The 14,857-nt window shown below is 68.6% G+C and carries 19 protein-coding genes; 9 read left to right on the plus strand and 10 right to left on the minus strand.

Features of this window, described 5'->3' with window-relative positions; all coding sequences use genetic code 11:
- Window positions 1-2: 2 nt before the first annotated feature.
- The 4 genes from LX13_RS23500 to LX13_RS12810 form a co-directional block, all read right to left on the minus strand.
- Complete coding sequence (locus LX13_RS23500) at window positions 3-614, minus strand: FKBP-type peptidyl-prolyl cis-trans isomerase (RefSeq protein ID WP_308214741.1); 612 nt, start codon at window positions 612-614, stop codon at window positions 3-5.
- Between the two features lie 71 nt (window positions 615-685).
- The gene (locus tag LX13_RS12800) at window positions 686-2,179 is read right to left on the minus strand and encodes an aldehyde dehydrogenase (RefSeq protein ID WP_253661672.1); all 1,494 of its coding nucleotides are present in this window, start codon (window positions 2,177-2,179) and stop codon (window positions 686-688) included.
- A gap of 88 nt (window positions 2,180-2,267) precedes the next feature.
- On the minus strand, window positions 2,268-2,930 hold the full coding sequence (locus LX13_RS12805; protein ID WP_253661673.1) for an LON peptidase substrate-binding domain-containing protein: 663 nt from the start codon (window positions 2,928-2,930) through the stop codon (window positions 2,268-2,270).
- A gap of 63 nt (window positions 2,931-2,993) precedes the next feature.
- Window positions 2,994-3,479 carry a GNAT family N-acetyltransferase gene (locus LX13_RS12810; RefSeq protein ID WP_253661674.1) on the minus strand — a complete coding sequence of 162 codons (486 nt, stop codon included), beginning with the start codon at window positions 3,477-3,479 and terminating at the stop codon, window positions 2,994-2,996.
- A 71-nt stretch (window positions 3,480-3,550) separates the two neighbouring features.
- On the opposite strand from LX13_RS12810, the gene LX13_RS12815 reads away from it, so the two are divergent.
- The gene (locus LX13_RS12815; RefSeq protein ID WP_253661675.1) at window positions 3,551-4,210 is read left to right on the plus strand and encodes a class I SAM-dependent methyltransferase; all 660 of its coding nucleotides are present in this window, start codon (window positions 3,551-3,553) and stop codon (window positions 4,208-4,210) included.
- On the opposite strand, the gene LX13_RS12820 is transcribed toward LX13_RS12815, so the two are convergent.
- Window positions 4,197-4,502 carry an antibiotic biosynthesis monooxygenase family protein gene (locus tag LX13_RS12820; protein WP_188488743.1) on the minus strand — a complete coding sequence of 102 codons (306 nt, stop codon included), beginning with the start codon at window positions 4,500-4,502 and terminating at the stop codon, window positions 4,197-4,199. The genes LX13_RS12815 and LX13_RS12820 overlap by 14 nt on opposite strands.
- On the opposite strand from LX13_RS12820, the gene LX13_RS12825 reads away from it, so the two are divergent.
- On the plus strand, window positions 4,501-5,322 hold the full coding sequence (locus LX13_RS12825) for an alpha/beta fold hydrolase (RefSeq protein WP_372499890.1): 822 nt from the start codon (window positions 4,501-4,503) through the stop codon (window positions 5,320-5,322). The two genes, LX13_RS12820 and LX13_RS12825, sit on opposite strands and share 2 nt — an antisense overlap.
- Before the next feature lie 4 nt (window positions 5,323-5,326).
- Here LX13_RS12825 and LX13_RS12830 read toward each other — a convergent pair whose 3' ends face one another.
- Window positions 5,327-6,091, minus strand: a complete 765-nt coding sequence (locus tag LX13_RS12830; RefSeq protein WP_253661676.1) for an AraC family transcriptional regulator — start codon at window positions 6,089-6,091, stop codon at window positions 5,327-5,329.
- A 166-nt stretch (window positions 6,092-6,257) separates the two neighbouring features.
- Between LX13_RS12830 and LX13_RS12835 the strand changes: the two genes are divergently transcribed.
- On the plus strand, window positions 6,258-6,719 hold the full coding sequence (locus LX13_RS12835) for a class I SAM-dependent methyltransferase (protein ID WP_253661677.1): 462 nt from the start codon (window positions 6,258-6,260) through the stop codon (window positions 6,717-6,719).
- Here LX13_RS12835 and LX13_RS12840 read toward each other — a convergent pair.
- Window positions 6,716-7,621: an iron-sulfur binding domain-containing protein gene (locus LX13_RS12840; RefSeq protein ID WP_253661678.1), complete on the minus strand. Its 906-nt coding sequence runs from the start codon at window positions 7,619-7,621 to the stop codon at window positions 6,716-6,718. The two genes, LX13_RS12835 and LX13_RS12840, sit on opposite strands and share 4 nt — an antisense overlap.
- On the opposite strand from LX13_RS12840, the gene LX13_RS12845 reads away from it, so the two are divergent.
- Together LX13_RS12845 and LX13_RS12850 are read left to right on the plus strand one after the other, a co-directional pair.
- Complete coding sequence (locus tag LX13_RS12845) at window positions 7,620-8,270, plus strand: carbonic anhydrase (RefSeq protein ID WP_253661679.1); 651 nt, start codon at window positions 7,620-7,622, stop codon at window positions 8,268-8,270. The two genes, LX13_RS12840 and LX13_RS12845, sit on opposite strands and share 2 nt — an antisense overlap.
- A gap of 72 nt (window positions 8,271-8,342) precedes the next feature.
- Window positions 8,343-9,095, plus strand: coding sequence for a hypothetical protein (locus LX13_RS12850; RefSeq protein WP_253661680.1), 753 nt, complete (start codon window positions 8,343-8,345; stop codon window positions 9,093-9,095).
- Window positions 9,096-9,114: 19 nt separating this feature from the next.
- On the opposite strand, the gene disA is transcribed toward LX13_RS12850, so the two are convergent.
- On the minus strand, window positions 9,115-10,197 hold the full coding sequence (gene disA, locus LX13_RS12855; RefSeq protein ID WP_253661681.1) for a DNA integrity scanning diadenylate cyclase DisA: 1,083 nt from the start codon (window positions 10,195-10,197) through the stop codon (window positions 9,115-9,117).
- Window positions 10,198-10,243: 46 nt separating this feature from the next.
- On the opposite strand from disA, the gene LX13_RS12860 reads away from it, so the two are divergent.
- Window positions 10,244-10,804 carry a PaaI family thioesterase gene (locus tag LX13_RS12860; RefSeq protein ID WP_253661682.1) on the plus strand — a complete coding sequence of 187 codons (561 nt, stop codon included), beginning with the start codon at window positions 10,244-10,246 and terminating at the stop codon, window positions 10,802-10,804.
- An 8-nt stretch (window positions 10,805-10,812) separates the two neighbouring features.
- Here the strand turns inward: LX13_RS12860 and radA are convergent, their stop codons facing one another.
- Together radA and LX13_RS12870 are read right to left on the minus strand one after the other, a co-directional pair.
- Window positions 10,813-12,189: a DNA repair protein RadA gene (radA, locus tag LX13_RS12865; RefSeq protein ID WP_253661683.1), complete on the minus strand. Its 1,377-nt coding sequence runs from the start codon at window positions 12,187-12,189 to the stop codon at window positions 10,813-10,815.
- 42 nt (window positions 12,190-12,231) lie between these two features.
- The gene (locus tag LX13_RS12870) at window positions 12,232-12,954 is read right to left on the minus strand and encodes a copper chaperone PCu(A)C domain-containing protein (RefSeq protein ID WP_253661684.1); all 723 of its coding nucleotides are present in this window, start codon (window positions 12,952-12,954) and stop codon (window positions 12,232-12,234) included.
- A gap of 234 nt (window positions 12,955-13,188) precedes the next feature.
- Here LX13_RS12870 and LX13_RS12875 point away from each other — a divergent pair, with 234 nt between their 5' ends.
- The 3 genes from LX13_RS12875 to ispF are packed head-to-tail and all read left to right on the plus strand — an operon-like array spanning window position 13,189 to window position 14,855.
- Window positions 13,189-13,677 (plus strand): CarD family transcriptional regulator, encoded by a 489-nt coding sequence (locus tag LX13_RS12875; protein ID WP_188488760.1) that lies wholly within the window; start codon window positions 13,189-13,191, stop codon window positions 13,675-13,677.
- Window positions 13,678-13,689: 12 nt separating this feature from the next.
- On the plus strand, window positions 13,690-14,367 hold the full coding sequence (gene ispD, locus LX13_RS12880; protein ID WP_253661685.1) for a 2-C-methyl-D-erythritol 4-phosphate cytidylyltransferase: 678 nt from the start codon (window positions 13,690-13,692) through the stop codon (window positions 14,365-14,367).
- Complete coding sequence (gene ispF / locus LX13_RS12885) at window positions 14,367-14,855, plus strand: 2-C-methyl-D-erythritol 2,4-cyclodiphosphate synthase (RefSeq protein ID WP_253661686.1); 489 nt, start codon at window positions 14,367-14,369, stop codon at window positions 14,853-14,855. Before ispD ends, ispF begins: the two co-directional genes overlap by 1 nt.
- The last annotated feature ends 2 nt before the right edge of the window (window positions 14,856-14,857 follow it).

Genomic DNA, 14,857 nt, shown 5'->3' on the forward strand with positions numbered 1-14,857 from the left:
GGTCAGCTGATGCTGACGAGGTCGACCACGAAGACGAGCGTCGAGCCGCCGGGGATGGGGCCGCTGGTCTCGTCGCCGTATCCGAGTGCGGGCGGGATCACGATCTCGCGCCGTCCACCGATCTTCATGCCGACGATGCCCTCGGCGAAGCCGGGGACGACCCCGCTGAGCGGGAACTCGACCGGTTCGCTGCCTGCTTTCCACGACGCGTCGAACTTGGAGCCGTCGGAGTACAGCACGCCGGTGTAGCGGACGTTGACGGTGTCACTGGCGACGGCGGTCTTGCCCTCGCCTGCGACGAGGTCGGCGATGGCGAGCCCGGTCGGCGGGGTGGCCCCGCCCGCGGCGATCGTCGGCTCCTTGGTGAGGTCGGTCCCGTTGGCGGTGATGGCCGGGATGCCTGCCGAGCCCGAGGTGCCGCTGCTCGGCGGGGCGGCGGCAGGCGTGGTGGTTTCCGCCGCCGCGGTGTCGGTGGTGTCGGCAGCCGCCGTGGTGGTGGTCGCGGCGGACGACGACGATGCGTCCGACGAGTCGGAATCACCGCACGCGGCAGCGACACTCACCGCCACACACAGGGCCAGAACGGAACTCGAGATCTTCAGACTGCGACGCACGGGGATCACTTTCGACGGGGACGATGGTCGTCTCCAAACTACGTGTTCACCCCGTGCGCACAGTGGGGGGATCAGACCTGTGGGGTGTAGCCCATCGGCAGGATGATCGACTTGTGCTCCAGGTAGGACTCGAGGCCCTCCTTGCCGTTCTCGCGGCCGATCCCGGAGTTCTTGTAGCCGCCGAACGGCGACGACGGGTCGATCGCGTACCAGTTGATGCCCAACGTGCCGGTGCGGATCTTCGACGCGATCTCCAGTCCGCGCTCGACGTCGGCGGTCCAGATCGCCCCCGCCAGACCGTATTCCGAGTCGTTGGCGATGTCGATCGCCTCCTCGACGGTGTCGTAGTCGATGACCGAGAGCACCGGGCCGAAGATCTCCTCCTGGGCGATGGCCATGTCGTTGGTGACGCCGGTGAAGATGGTGGGGCTCAGGAAGTATCCGGATTCGAGGCCCTCGGGACGGCTGCCGTCGAGGGCCGGCGTCGCGCCCGCCTCCTTGCCGAGCTTGATGTAGTTCTCCACCTTGTCGCGCTGCTTGGAGGTGATCAGCGGTCCGAGTTTGGCCTCGGGATCGCTCGGCACGCCGGGCGTCATGGTCTTCGCGGCGGCGATCACCGCGTCCACGATCTCGTCGCGACGTGCGCGCGGCACCAGGATGCGGGTCTGCGCCACACACGCCTGACCGTTGTTGAACAGACCGTAGAAGGCGAGCATGCCGGCGATCTCGTCGATGTTCGCGTCGTCGAGGACGATCGCGGCGGACTTGCCGCCGAGTTCCAGCGAGCAGCGCTTGAGCTGCTCGCCGCACGCTGCTCCGATCGCCCGACCTGCGGCGGTCGACCCGGTGAAGGTGATCTTGTCGACCTGCGGGTGGCCGACCAGTGCCTTGCCGGTCTCGACGCCGCCGGTGACGACCGAGAGGACGCCGTCGGGCACGCCGGCCTCGGAGAAGATCTCGCACAGGACGAACGCGCTCAGAGGTGTCTCGGGCGCGGGCTTGAGGACCACCGAACATCCGGCGGCCAGTGCCGGTCCGAGCTTGTTGCAGAGGAGGAACAGCGGGACGTTCCACGCGGTGATGGCGCCGACCACGCCGACCGCCTCACGCTGGATCTTGGTCTGGCCGAACAGTCCGGTCCGGTACTCGACCCAGGGGTACTCGCGCGCGGCCTCGGCGTAGGCGCGGAGCACACCGGTGCCCGGGAGTTGTTGCAGCGTCGCGATGTCCATCTGACTCGCGCCCATCTCGGCGGAGACCAGCGAGCCGATGACGCCCATCCGCTGATCGATCAGATCGGCGACCTTCGCGATCACGTCGGCGCGTTCGGCGGGTGTCTTGTCGGTCCAGACACCGGAATCGAAGGCCGCGCGGGCGGCGGCGACGGCGGTGTCGACATCGGTGGCGTCACCGTGCGGGGCGCTGCCGACGCGCATCCCGGTGGCGGGGGAGTGGACCTCGAGCACGTCGGTGGAGTGCGGGGCCTCCCACCGTCCGCCGATGTAGAGCTTGTCGTAGTCGTACGAGCCGGTGTCCGCGGTGTCGGGGGCGGCGGTGTCGGTCATTGGAGTGCTCCAGTGCAGTTGTGGCGTGGTCCCTGTCACACCAATACTAGAACAGGTTCCAATTTTGCCAACCCCTGTGGCCGGTGGATCAGTCCAGCAACTGGAACTGGATCGCCGCGGTGACCGACTCGACCGCTTCGGCCAACACCCCGATCCGCTCCTGGGCCGAGGGCGCGGCGAGGATCGCGTATCGGTCGGCCTGGCCCAGCGGCACCTGGCCGGCCCACCGGAATGCCCGATCGACGTCGCCGTAGACGGTGTCGTCGAACTGTGCCTCGGTGCGCCCGGCCGTGCGCACCAGCTCGAACAGGGCGCGGATGTCCTCGGCGACCTCGGCGTAGAGAGATTCGAGCGACGCCTCATCGAGGGCGTTCACGGACTCGTCGGGAAACGGCTCGACCGTGGCCATCGGGTACGGGTTGTCGGGCAGCCACTCACTCACCCGCAGGCGGTCGGCGCCGACGCAGCGGAGCAACGCCCGCCCGTCGTCCTTGATGTGGTGTTCGACGATCGTCGCCTCGGTGGCGATCATGTGCCGCTCGTCCCCGCCACCGAGTTCTCGACCCCGCGCGATCAGCACGACGCCGAATGACGGTTCGGGAGCCGCGAGACAGTCCGCGAGCATCTCGCGATAGCGCGGTTCGAAGATCTGTAGCGGCAGGATCTCACCGGGTAGCAGCGCCATGCCGAGCGGGAACATGGGAAGCGGCGTCCCGGAGGGCGCGGCCGCCTCTCCGGAAGGTTCTGCCATGTGATCAACGGTAGCGGCGCCGGACGGATTCGGCCAGGCACCCTGCGGGCTCGCACAGCCGCGTCAGCGCACCATTCGCTTCTCGGTCATCCGCCACCGATCGAACCAGTTCGTCGTGCCGTCCTCGACGAAGCCGTGCTTGCGGTAGAAGGCGGTGGCCCGGGCGTTCTCGGCCGCCAACCACACCTCGGTCGGTCTCGTCCCGACGGCGGCCGCCAGAAGGGCGGCGCCGACGCCGCGGCCGTGGACCGACGACAGGGTGTAGAGCGACGCGAGCTCCCACTCGCGCGCCGGGCGATGGTGCCGGGGTGGGCCAGACGTCGCGAAACCGACAATCGAGCTGTCGACCTCGGCCACGACCACGGTCGACAGCGGATCTCGTCGCGGTCCCAGGATCGTCTCCCAGGTCACCCGTCGCTCGTCGACGTCGAACGCGTCGAGCACGTCGTCGTCGAGCAGCTCGCCGTACGTCTCTGACCAGGCTGCGACGTGTACTGCTGCCAGCAGTGGCGCGTCGGCCGGGCCGGCGGGTCGGATCAGGGCTCGCATTTCGCCATGCTAACGACTCGTGGACGACTTGCTCCGACGAGTTCCCGGCACGGGTGTCATATCGTGACCGTGTGGACCATCTGCCCGGCGATGCGATCGGGTTCGCCTATGACGCCGTCGCCGAGTCGTACGCAGTCCTGTTGCCGAACAGCTCATTCGAGGACAGTGCCGACCTGGCGCTGATCAACCGATTCGTCGAGTTGCTGCCGGGCCGTCACGTCCTCGACGCCGGATGCGGTGCGGGGCGGATGATGACGCATCTCCTGTCCCTGGACGACACGCTGGACGTCGAGGGGATCGATCTGTCGGAGGAGAGGGTTCAGGTGACGCGGGCACGGCACCCGTCTCGGCGTGTCGAGCAGGGGGATCTGTCTCGTCTCCCGTACGGCGACGGTGTTCTCGACGGAGTCCTGGCGTGGTACTCGATCATCCACAGTGCGCCGGCCTCGGTGAGCGCGTACCTCGCCGAGTTCGCCCGGGTGTTGCGCCCGAACGGTGTCGTGTTGGTCGGCTTCCACGGTGGCGCATCCAGGCGCGACAGCAGCCACGCCTACGGCCACGACGTCAGGCTTTCCGTCTTCGGCCACACGACTGACGACATCGCCGGTGTGTTGCGCGACGTCGGGGTGGAGACGGTCGCGAAGCTCGATCGCCCAGCCCGATCTGTCGACCCCGGCCCGCAGGGCTTCGTGCTCGGTGTCCGCGTCCCCGACGCGGTCAGCTCGGTTTGACGTCCAGCACGACCTCGAACTCGAGGAGCGACGCGCCGCTCGACACCGGGTTCGCGCGCTCGCCCGCATGGGCGGCACGAGCGGGTCCGTCGGCCCAGGCGGCGAACGCCTCTTCGGTCTCCCACTGCGTCACCACGAAGTAGCGGTCCTCGCCCTTGGTCGGGCGGAGCAGCTGGAACCCGAGGAAGCCGGGCGTCCCGTCGACGCTGTGGGCGCGGTTGCCGAAGCGCTTCTCGAGCTCAGGGCCTGCGCCGTCGGGAACCGAGATTGCGTTGATCTTCACGACTGCCATGGTCGCTATCGTATCCACCGTGACGGCCGACTCGGGATCATGGGAGACCGGACTGCGCGACCACGGCAGCGACGCCGGTGAGAGTGCGCCGACCATCGTGCTCCTTCACGGATTGATGGGTCGGGGACGGACCTGGCGTCGGCAGATCCCGTGGTTGCGACGCCACGGACGCGTCTTCACCGTCGACGCGGCGTGGCACACGGGCGCCGGTGCCCTCGGTCTCGACGACATCGCCGCAGACGAGATCGCCACCGAGCGGTTCGTCGCGGATGTCGCCGAGTGCCTCGTGTGGATCGACCGCGGGCCGGCGGTGTTGGTGGGCCATTCGATGGGCGGTTTGCACGCGTGGTGCACCGCGGCGCAGTACCCGGAACTCGTCGCCGCGCTCGTGGTCGAGGACATGGCACCGGACTTCCGCGGGCAGACCACCACGTCCTGGACGCCGTGGTTCTCCTCGTGGCCGGATCGGTTCGCGACCCGGTCCGAGGCCGACGCGATGTTCGGCCCCGTGGCCGGGCGCTACTTCTACGAGGCGTTCGACGACGGCCGGCTGCACGGGGACCTGGAGATCTGGGCGGCGATCGCCGAGGAGTGGGGGCAGCAGGACTTCTGGTCGCAGTGGCGCGAGGTCCAGGCGCCGACACTGTTGTTGGAGGCCGAGTTCTCCGTCACCCCGAACGGCCAGATGGCGCGCATGGCCGAGATCAACGCGCACGCTACCCATCTGACGATCCCCGGTGCGGGCCACCTGGTCCACGACGACAAGCCCGCGGTCTACCGGGGAGCGGTCGAGGCCTTCCTCTCCGGCGTCCTGCCCTGACGGGTCACCGGAAGTAGCTGCCCGGCGGCACCCCGATCTCTCGTGAGAAGGCGGCGACGAAAGCGCTGGGCGTCGAGTACCCCACTCGGCCCGCGACTCGTGCGACCGCCATCCCGTCGGCGAGCAGTGGTAGCGCGGCGGCGATGCGCAGGTGAGTTCGCCACCGCCCGAACGTGATTCCGGTGTCGGTCCGGAAGCTGCGCGCGATGGTGCGTTCGCCGATGCCGATCTCGGCGGCGAGTTGGGCCAACGTGCGTTGGTCGGCGGGTTGCCGGGCGACGGTGTCGGCGACGACGCGGGCGCGCGCGTCCTCCGGCCATCGCAGCCTCAGCGTCGTCACGTCGGTGGGGATGAGCAGATCGAACAGGACTGCCTCCGCCCGTAGGCGCGCCGCGATCGAGTCCCGGCCGGACAGTCGCGTCAGGTGGTCGAAGAGGTGATGGACGAGAGGCGTGACGGACACCAGCGTCGGCTCCGCCCACTTCGTCGTGGCGGCGTCGATGTAGATGCCGCGCATGGCCGCGCCGCGGAGCGATGCTGTCTGGTGCGCGCAGCCGGCGGGAATCCACAACGCGCGGGTGGGAGGAAGGATCCATTGGCGCTCGCCGATGCGCACCGTCAGGACTCCTGCTGATGCCCAGGCGATCTGGTGGGTCGGGTGTTCGTGATCGGCGAAGCGAACACCGTCGGCCAGCGCGAGTTCGCCGAGAACCATGGCTGTCGGGCCGAGCTCGATCGGGAGGACAGCACTGTGTCCGTTCTGCGACATGATCTGTCAACCTACCGTCTGGCGTACAGCGGATCCACGTCTTAGCGTCTCGAACATGGCGATGAACATGGCACACCGGCTGCTGTGCCGGTCAGCGGTTTGGGAGCGGCGATGCGTCGAGAAAGTGGTCCCGTGGGTAGTGGACGGGGTGGGTTCACGAGCACACGTGCTCGAGATCGGGCCCGGATACGGGGCGAACATCGCGGCCCTGAATGAACGCTTCGACGAGGTGAGCGTGGCCGAGATCGATCCGGTCCTCGCTGCCGGGCTCGAGAGGAGACACCCGGGAGTGACGGTGACAACCGCTGACGGCGCGAACCTCCCGATGCCCGACCGGAGCTATGACGCGGTCACCAACTTCACCATGCTGCATCACGTTCCGACGGCGGAGATGCAGGACTCGGTCTTCGCCGAGGCGCTCCGCGTCCTTCGGCCGGGTGGCGTGCTGGCCGGCTGCGACGTGCTCGACTCGATCTCGATGCGGGTCCTGCACATCGGGGACGTCTTCAACCCGTTGGACGTGACCACGTTGGGAGAGCGACTTGAACGCGCCGGTTTCACCGACGTCGATCTCGAACGCCGGGGCGGGCAGATCCGCATGCGCGCAGTGCGACCGCGAGCCGGCTAGGTGCCCGACCGGTGGTGGGTCGATTCGCCTGCGAGACAAAAGCGTCCGTCGGACATGGACTCGATCAGACCGTCGGCCAGCAGCGAGTCCAGCGCCCGCTCGCGCTGACCGATGTCGGTGGTCCAGATCGCGTCGATGCGGTCGCGGCCGACCGGACCGTCGCTGCCACGGAACTCGTCGAGCAGCAGCCCACGCACCTGGCGATCGGTGCCGGCGAACTTCTGCACCTTCTTCTTGGTGGTGACCGCGGGTCTGCCGAGATCGACCCAGAGGCATTCGAGGACAGGGCAATCGCCGCATCGGGGGTTCTTCGCCGTGCAGACCAGTGCACCCAGCTCCATCAAGGCGGCCGAGAAGCGTGGGGCGCGGGCGGGGTCGTCGGGTAACAGTGCCTGCGCGTCGGCCAGGTCGGTGCGCGCGGGCGTGCCTGCGTCGCCGCGACCGTGGACGGCCCGCGCGATCACTCGGCGCACGTTGATGTCGACCACCGGCACCGACTGATCGAACGCGAAGCAGGCCACTGCGCGTGCGGTGTAGTCACCGATGCCGGGCAGCGTCAGCAGCGTCTCGACATCGCTGGGGACGACGTCGTCGAAGCGGGTGGCCAGCGCCGTCGCACACTCGTGCAGTCGCATCGCGCGCCGCGGGTACCCGAGCTTGCCCCACGCGCGCACCACTTCTCCGACACCGGACTCGGCCATCGCCGAGGGCACCGGCCACCGCTCGATCCACTCGAGCCACTTCGGGATCACGCGGGCCACCGGCGTCTGCTGCAACATGATCTCGCTGATGAGGATCTGCCACGGTGTCACCTTCGCGCCGCGCCACGGCAGATCACGTTCATGCACGTCGAACCATGCGAGCAGACGCGATTGGAGATCATTCGGCAGAATGTCAGTCATGGCATCCATGACCCCAGCACAGGCGTGGCGCGAAATGCGCGACGGAAATGACCGATTCGTCAACGGTGAACCCAAGCATCCCAGCCAGGGTATCGACGACCGGAACCGTCTCACCGGCGGGCAGACCCCCAAGGCAGTCCTCTTCGGATGCTCGGACTCCAGGGTCGCGGCCGAGATCGTGTTCGATCAGGGCCTCGGCGACCTCTTCGTCGTGCGGACCGCCGGCCAGGCCATCGACTCCGCCGTGCTCGGATCGATCGAGTTCGCGGTCGCGGTGCTGAAGGTGTCACTGATCGCGGTCCTCGGCCACGACAGCTGCGGCGCGGTGGGCGCGACGATCAAGGCTGTCGACGAGGCCCAGATCCCCGGCGGTTACATCCGCGACGTGGTCGAGAAGGTGACGCCGAGCGTTCTGTCGGGTCGGGCCGAGGGCCTGACCCGCGTCGACGAGTTCGAGGCCCGACATGTGCAGGAGACGACCAAGCTCCTCACCGAGCGCAGTCGGATCATCGCCGATGCGATCGAGGCCGGCGAACTGGGCATCGTGGGGCTCACCTACAGCCTGGCCGAGGGGCGCGCGTGGTTGCGCGAGGTCGTCGGCGCTGTCGACGATCAGCCGGACACGGCTCACGCCCTCCCGACGGTGTGAGCTGAACACTTTGTGACCGACACGCCGCGGCAGGTCAGACGGGCCACCGACCCCGGCCGATAGCGTTGAAACGTGTTGGAACCGCAGGGACCTCTCCCACCCGAGATCTATTGGCGTCGCCGTGCGCTCGCCGTCGGTGTGGTGGTGTTGGTCATCGTGGTGATCGTCGGCATCATCCTGCTGGCCACCGGTGGGTCGGACGACAAGCCGACCAACACCAGCGCGAGCCTGAGCACCAGTCCGTCGTCGACGCAGCTCCCCGAGAGCATCGACCCGTCGCAGTCCGGGGTCACCGGCGGCGGATCCGGTGGCGGGTCGGCCGCACCGTCGAGCTCGGGTGCACCCGGCGCGTCGTCCACCCCGGCGTCGTCCGGGGCGCCGCAGAGTTCGCAGGCCCCGGGCGCGGTCCCGGCCAGCGGCCTGTGCCCCGACCAGAACATCTCGGTGGTGCTCTACACCGACAAGCCCTCGTACACGACCGGCGACAAGCCGACCTTCACGCTCGTCGTCACCAACGCGGGCCTGACAGAGTGCACCCGCGACGTCGGCAAGGACATGCAGAACGTCACCGTGCGCAGCCTCGACGGGACCCGCTACATCTGGTCGGCGACGGATTGCTCGCCGATCAACACCGTGAACAACCAGTTGCTCAAGCCGGCCCAGCAGTTCAAGGACACGATCGTGTGGTCCGGCACGACCAGCGCGCCCGGCTGCAAGCTGCCGCGGGTGCAGGCCGGAGCGGGTCCGTACCAGGCCGTCGGCGAACTCGGCCAGCGTCAGAGCGCGCCGATCACGTTCAACTTCACCAACCCGCCCGGCGCCTGATCGCACCGGGAGCTGAGGGCTAGTCGAATCGCTCGATGGTGGTCTCGGCGAGACGGGACAGTCCCTCACGGATGTGCCGAGCCCAGATACCGCCGATGCCGTCGATGGCCTGCAGGTCCGACGCGCTCGTCGCGAGCAGGGCCTGCAGTGTCCCGTAGCTGCGGACCAGCCGGTCGAGATGGGCGAACTGCAGCCCTGAGATCCGCGCGAGCAGACGGTAGCCGCGCGGACTCATCGTGGTGTCCTGCGCGTCGAGGGTGGTGGGGTAGCCGAACGCCCCCGCCAGCAGCGTCTGGTCGAGCAGGTCGGTATCGTTGAGCGCCTCGATGGCCTCGATCGCCTGCCGGACCTCCTCGATGGTCGCCGGCTCCGGACTCGAGTAGTAGTCGCGGACCACGAGCTCACGCATCGAGTCGTTGTCGCCGACCAATTCCTCGAGCTGCAGGCTCAGCTGCCTGCCGTTGGCCCCGAGTTCGAGCACGTACTGCTCGATCTCCATCGACACCCGACGCACCATCTCCATGCGCTGCACCGCGGTCATGGCGTCGCGCAGCGAGACGTAGTCCTCGATCTCCGCCCGGGACAGCGCAGAACTGACGTCGTCGAGCCGTGTCTTGTAGCGCTGCAGCGTCGCCACGGCGAGGTTCGCGCGGGACAGGATCGGATCCGACCCCTCCACGACGTGGCGGATACCCGCGACGTAGGCGCTGACGATCGACATCGATGCGCTCACCGAGATCACCGGATGACCGGTCTGGATGGCGGTGCGCTCGGCCGCGCGGTGTCGGGTACCGGACTCCTCGGTGGGGATCGACGGGTCGGGGACCAGCTGCACGTTCGCGCGCAGGATCCGGGTGCCGTCGGTCGAGAGCACCACGGCGCCATCCATTTTCGACAGCTCGCGGAGACGGGTCGGTGCGAACTCCACGTCGAGCGCGAACCCGCCGTCGCAGATCCGTTCCACGTCGTCGTCGTAGCCGAGGACGATGAGCGCGCCGGTGCGACCACGAAGGATCCGCTCGAGACCATCGCGCAGGCCGGTGCCCGGGGCCACCCGCGCGATGGTCGCGCGGAGCAGGTCGCCGTGCGTCACGTCCGCCATGGGTGTGTCTCTCCGTCGTGGGTCACGCCGACTAGATTAACTGCGTGTGAAGAGCACCTTTGTCGTACCCGATGGTCTCGAGCCCGCCCAGCGCCGCTCGGACGCCCTGGCGCCGGGAGATCGGATGCCCTCGCACAACCCCATGTGCTTCGGTTGCGGACCGGACGCGCCCAACGGTCTGCACCTCGACGCCCGCGCCGGCGAGGGCATGGCGATCACCGGCGAGATGCTCGTCGAACCGCACTTCGAGGGTGGTCCGGGCATGATCCACGGCGGCATCCTGTCGTCGGCGTTCGACGAGATCATGGGCATGAACGTGATGCTGATGGGTGTCACCGCGGTGACCGCGGTGCTCGACGTCGACTTCGCCAAGCCGATCCAGCTGGGCAGCAGGCTGCGGTTCTCCACCGAGATCCTGGGGACGCAGCGCCGCAAGATCTACGTCCGGGCCGTTGCGCATCTGATCGATGGCGACGGGAACAGCGGCGGGGACACCGGCGAGGAGGTGGGCGGCGCGCACGGCCTGTTCATCATCGTCGATCCGAGCGTGCACTTCCGTGAGAGCCGTGCCAAGAGCCAGTTCGCGTCGCCGGAGTTCGGTGCCTGAGCAGCGGGTCAGAATTTGTAGGTGTCGGCGCTGGTGACGAGTGCGGCCCGAACCGCCTCGTGCAGATCGGCCACCTGGGTCACCTTGATGCCGGCGGGGAGATCGGTGGACCCCGCGGGCACGATGGCGTGCCGGAGCCCGAGTCGCTTGGCCTCGGCCACCCGACGGCCCACCCCGGACACCCGGCGCACCTCACCCGCGAGACCCACCTCTCCGATGGCGACGGTGGAGCGCGGCAGCGGCTTCATCTTCACGATCGATCCGACGGACAGGGCGATGGCGAGGTCAGCGGCGGGCTCGGTGAGCTTCATGCCGCCGACGGTCGCCACGTAGACCTCTACGGTGGAGACCTTCACGTCGATGCGGCCCTCGAGCACCGCGAGGATCATCGCCACCCGCTGGGAGTCGAGGCCGCTGACCGCCCGCCGGGGCGATCCGTTCTGGGTGGGGGAGACCAGCGCCTGCACCTCACCGACCATTGGCCGTTTGCCGTCCATCGCGACGGTGATCGCGGTGCCCGGCACCTCGGAGTCGCGGTGGTGCAGGAAGAGGCCGGACGGGTCCGGGACCTCGTGGATGCCGTCGCCGCGTTGCTCGAAGCAGCCGACCTCGTCGGACGCACCGAACCGGTTCTTGATGCCCCGCACCATCCGCAACGACGAATGTTTGTCGCCCTCGAAGGCGAGCACGACGTCGACGAGGTGTTCCAACGACCGGGGCCCGGCGACCGCGCCGTCCTTCGTGACGTGGCCGACGAGGATGATCGCGATACCGGAGTTCTTGGCCAGTGACGTCAACGCCGTTGTCACCGAGCGGATCTGGGTGACGCCGCCGTTGACCCCGTCGGATCCGCCTGCGACCATGGTCTGCACCGAGTCGACGATCATCAGGCTCGGCTGCACCTGCGCGGCGTGACCGAGGACGGTGTCGAGGTCGGATTCGGCGGCGAGGTAGACCTCCGGGTGCACCGCACCGGTGCGTTCGGCGCGCAGCCGAACCTGGGCGGCCGACTCCTCGCCGGTGATGTAGAGCGCCCGCTTGCCCTGCACCGCCCAGCGTTTGACCGTCTCGAGCAGCAGGGTGGACTTGCCGACGCCGGGCTCACCGGCGAGCAGGACGACCGAACCCGGCACGACACCTGATCCGAGGACCCGGTCGAGTTCGCCGATGCCGGTCGGGAACGCCGCGGCCGCGGTGGGATCGATCTCGGTGATCGGGCGGGCCGGGGTGGACGGGGCGATCGCGACGGAACCACGCGCCGACACCGACACGGTGGCGACCTCGTCTATCGAGCCCCACTCATTGCACTCGGGACAGCGGCCGACCCACTTGGTGGACTGATGGCCGCACGCGGTGCATCGATAGGACGAACGGGGTTTGGCCACGCGGCAACACTAGCGACGCGGACCGACACCCTCGGGGAGGACTCAGCCCTCGCCTTCGCTCGCGCTTCCCTCTTCTTCTCCGCCGCCGGGGTTCTGCACCGCGCGGTCGTCGCGCGGGAGGACCGAACCGGCGTCGACCGGGACGTTCAGGGTGACCTGGCCCGCCTCGGCGAAGGTGAACACCAGCGGCACGGTGAGGCCGGGGGTGATCTGCTTGCCCGCACCGGTCAGCGTGACGCTGATCCGGGTCTCGCTCGGATCGGCGGAGTTGTTCGACGACGACGTGCTCGACGGGGCAGAACTCGACGGGGCGGAACTCGCCGGGACGCTGCTCGAGGAGGACGCGCTCGCCGACGCGGTGGGCGACTCCACGAGCAGCTGCGAGGGCTGGCCTGCGCGCAGCGACTTGGTCGCCGGGATGTCCTGGCTGCCGTCGATGGAGGCGACCCCGGTGCCGGACTTGAACGTGATCGACTGCAGCCGATCGTTCTTGTACGGGCTGTTGTTCGAGATCAGGAAGGCGAGTTGCAGCGGACCGCCGTTGACGAACTCGGCGTTGCTCCCCGACGAGGGGAACACGACGTGGACGTCGCGCAGGGCGATGTCGCCGAGGGTGGCGAACGAACCGTTCACCGCGGCGGCCTGATTGGTGGTCTGAGCGATCTGGCCGGCGCCGCAGGCGGTGGTACCGAGGGCCAATGCGCCGCCCATGGCGGCGATCGCAGCGACGCGAGTCAGGTGACGAAAGGGGTTGAGCACTGACACCGGGTTTCCTTCTCGCTGGGGACGACGGCCGGATGGCGCACTACGCAGCGTAGTGGCCACGGCGCTCCGAAGCGCGTTCGGGTGCCCAAATGACCTAGCTCACCGCGTGATACGGCACCGGTGACCTGTGATCGTCGGGGGTGGATCGCTGCTGGTAGGCCGCTGACCTGCACCGTTGTGTGATACCCCCACGGGCCCCGTGGTAAGCTGGCCCAATCGAAAGGGGCTTGAAACTTGAATTTCAAAGTCGGCGACACCGTTGTATACCCCCATCACGGTGCTGCTCTAGTCGAAGACATCGTGGTCCGCACCATCAAGGGCGAGCAGGTCGAGTACGTCGTCCTGAAGATCGCGGACGGTGACATGACCGTGCAGATCCCGTCCACGAAGCTCGAGTACGTCGGTGTTCGCGACGTCGTCGGGGTCGAAGGCCTGGACAAGGTGTTCGACGTCCTCCGTGCGCCCCACACCGAGGAGCCCACCAACTGGGCGCGTCGCTTCAAGGCCAACCAGGAGAAGCTGATCTCGGGCGACATCATCAAGGTGTCGGAGATCGTGCGTGACCTGTGGCGTCGTGAGCAGGACCGCGGGCTGTCCGCAGGCGAGAAGCGCATGTTGACGCGTGCGCGTCGCGTGCTGGTCGACGAGCTGTCGCTCGCTCAGGGCACCGACAACGCTCGGGCCGACCTCATCCTCGACGAGGTTCTCGCACCCGCCTCGTAAGAGAGTCTCTCTGTGTCAACCGTCTGCCTGATCCCGGCTGCGGGGGCGGGTACCCGTCTGGCTGCCGGTCGACCCAAGGCGTTCGTCGATCTCGCCGGCCAGACCATCCTCGAACGAGCCGTTCGTGGGGTGCTCGACGCCGACGTCGACGCCGTTGTCGTCGCGGTCCCCGCTGATCTGGTGGCGCAGGCGCAGGCCATGCTCCCGGACTGCCATGTGGTGGTCGGCGGCGCCGAACGCAGCGCGTCGGTGCGGGCCTGCATCGCGGCGGCCTCCGCGTCGTTCGACGCCGACGTGATCCTCATCCACGACGCCGCACGCGCGCTGACCCCGCCGGACCTGTTCCGGAGGGTCGTCGACGCGGTGCGTGCCGGTGCTCCGGCGGTCATCCCCGGCGTGCCGGTCACCGACACCCTCAAGGCCGTCGAACCCGGTGGCGGTGCCGAGCACGTCGTCGCCACCGTGGACCGCAGCGTCCTGCGCGCGGTCCAGACCCCGCAGGGTTTCACCCCCGACGCACTGGCCCGTGCACACGCGGCCGGTGGTCATGCCACCGACGACGCCGGACTGGCCGAGGCGGCGGGCATCCCGGTGACCGTGGTCCAGGGCGACCTGATGGCTTTCAAGATCACCACCGAGTGGGACCTGCGGCTCGCGCGCATGTTGCTCGAAGCGACAGGAGTCCGCTGATGCGGGTGGGTATCGGAACCGACGTCCATCCCATCGCGGCGGGCAAGCCCTGCTGGATGGTCGGCCTGCACTTCCCCGACGACCACGGCTGCGAGGGGCATTCCGACGGCGATGTCGGGGTCCACGCCCTGTGTGATGCGTTGCTGTCGGCCGCGGGTCTCGGCGACCTCGGGTCGGTGTTCGGCACCGGCCGCCCCGAGTGGGACGGGGTCGACGGCGCCACCATGCTCACCCACGTACGCGGACTCGTCTCGGACGCCGGCTTCCAGGTGGGCAACGCCGTGGTCCAGGTCATCGGCAACCGACCGAAGATCGGGCCCCGCCGCGAGCAGGCCCAGCAAGTGCTGTCCGACCTCGTCGGTGGACCCGTGTCGGTCTCGGCGACGACCACCGACGGCCTGGGACTGACCGGACGCGGTGAGGGCATCGCCGCGGTTGCCACCGCGTTGCTGGTCGCGGTGGACAGTGCCGAGCCCTCGGGCAAGTAAGA

It is taken from the genome of Williamsia maris (genome assembly GCF_024171815.1).
In the GTDB taxonomy this organism is placed as follows: Bacteria; Actinomycetota; Actinomycetes; order Mycobacteriales; family Mycobacteriaceae; genus Williamsia_A; species Williamsia_A maris.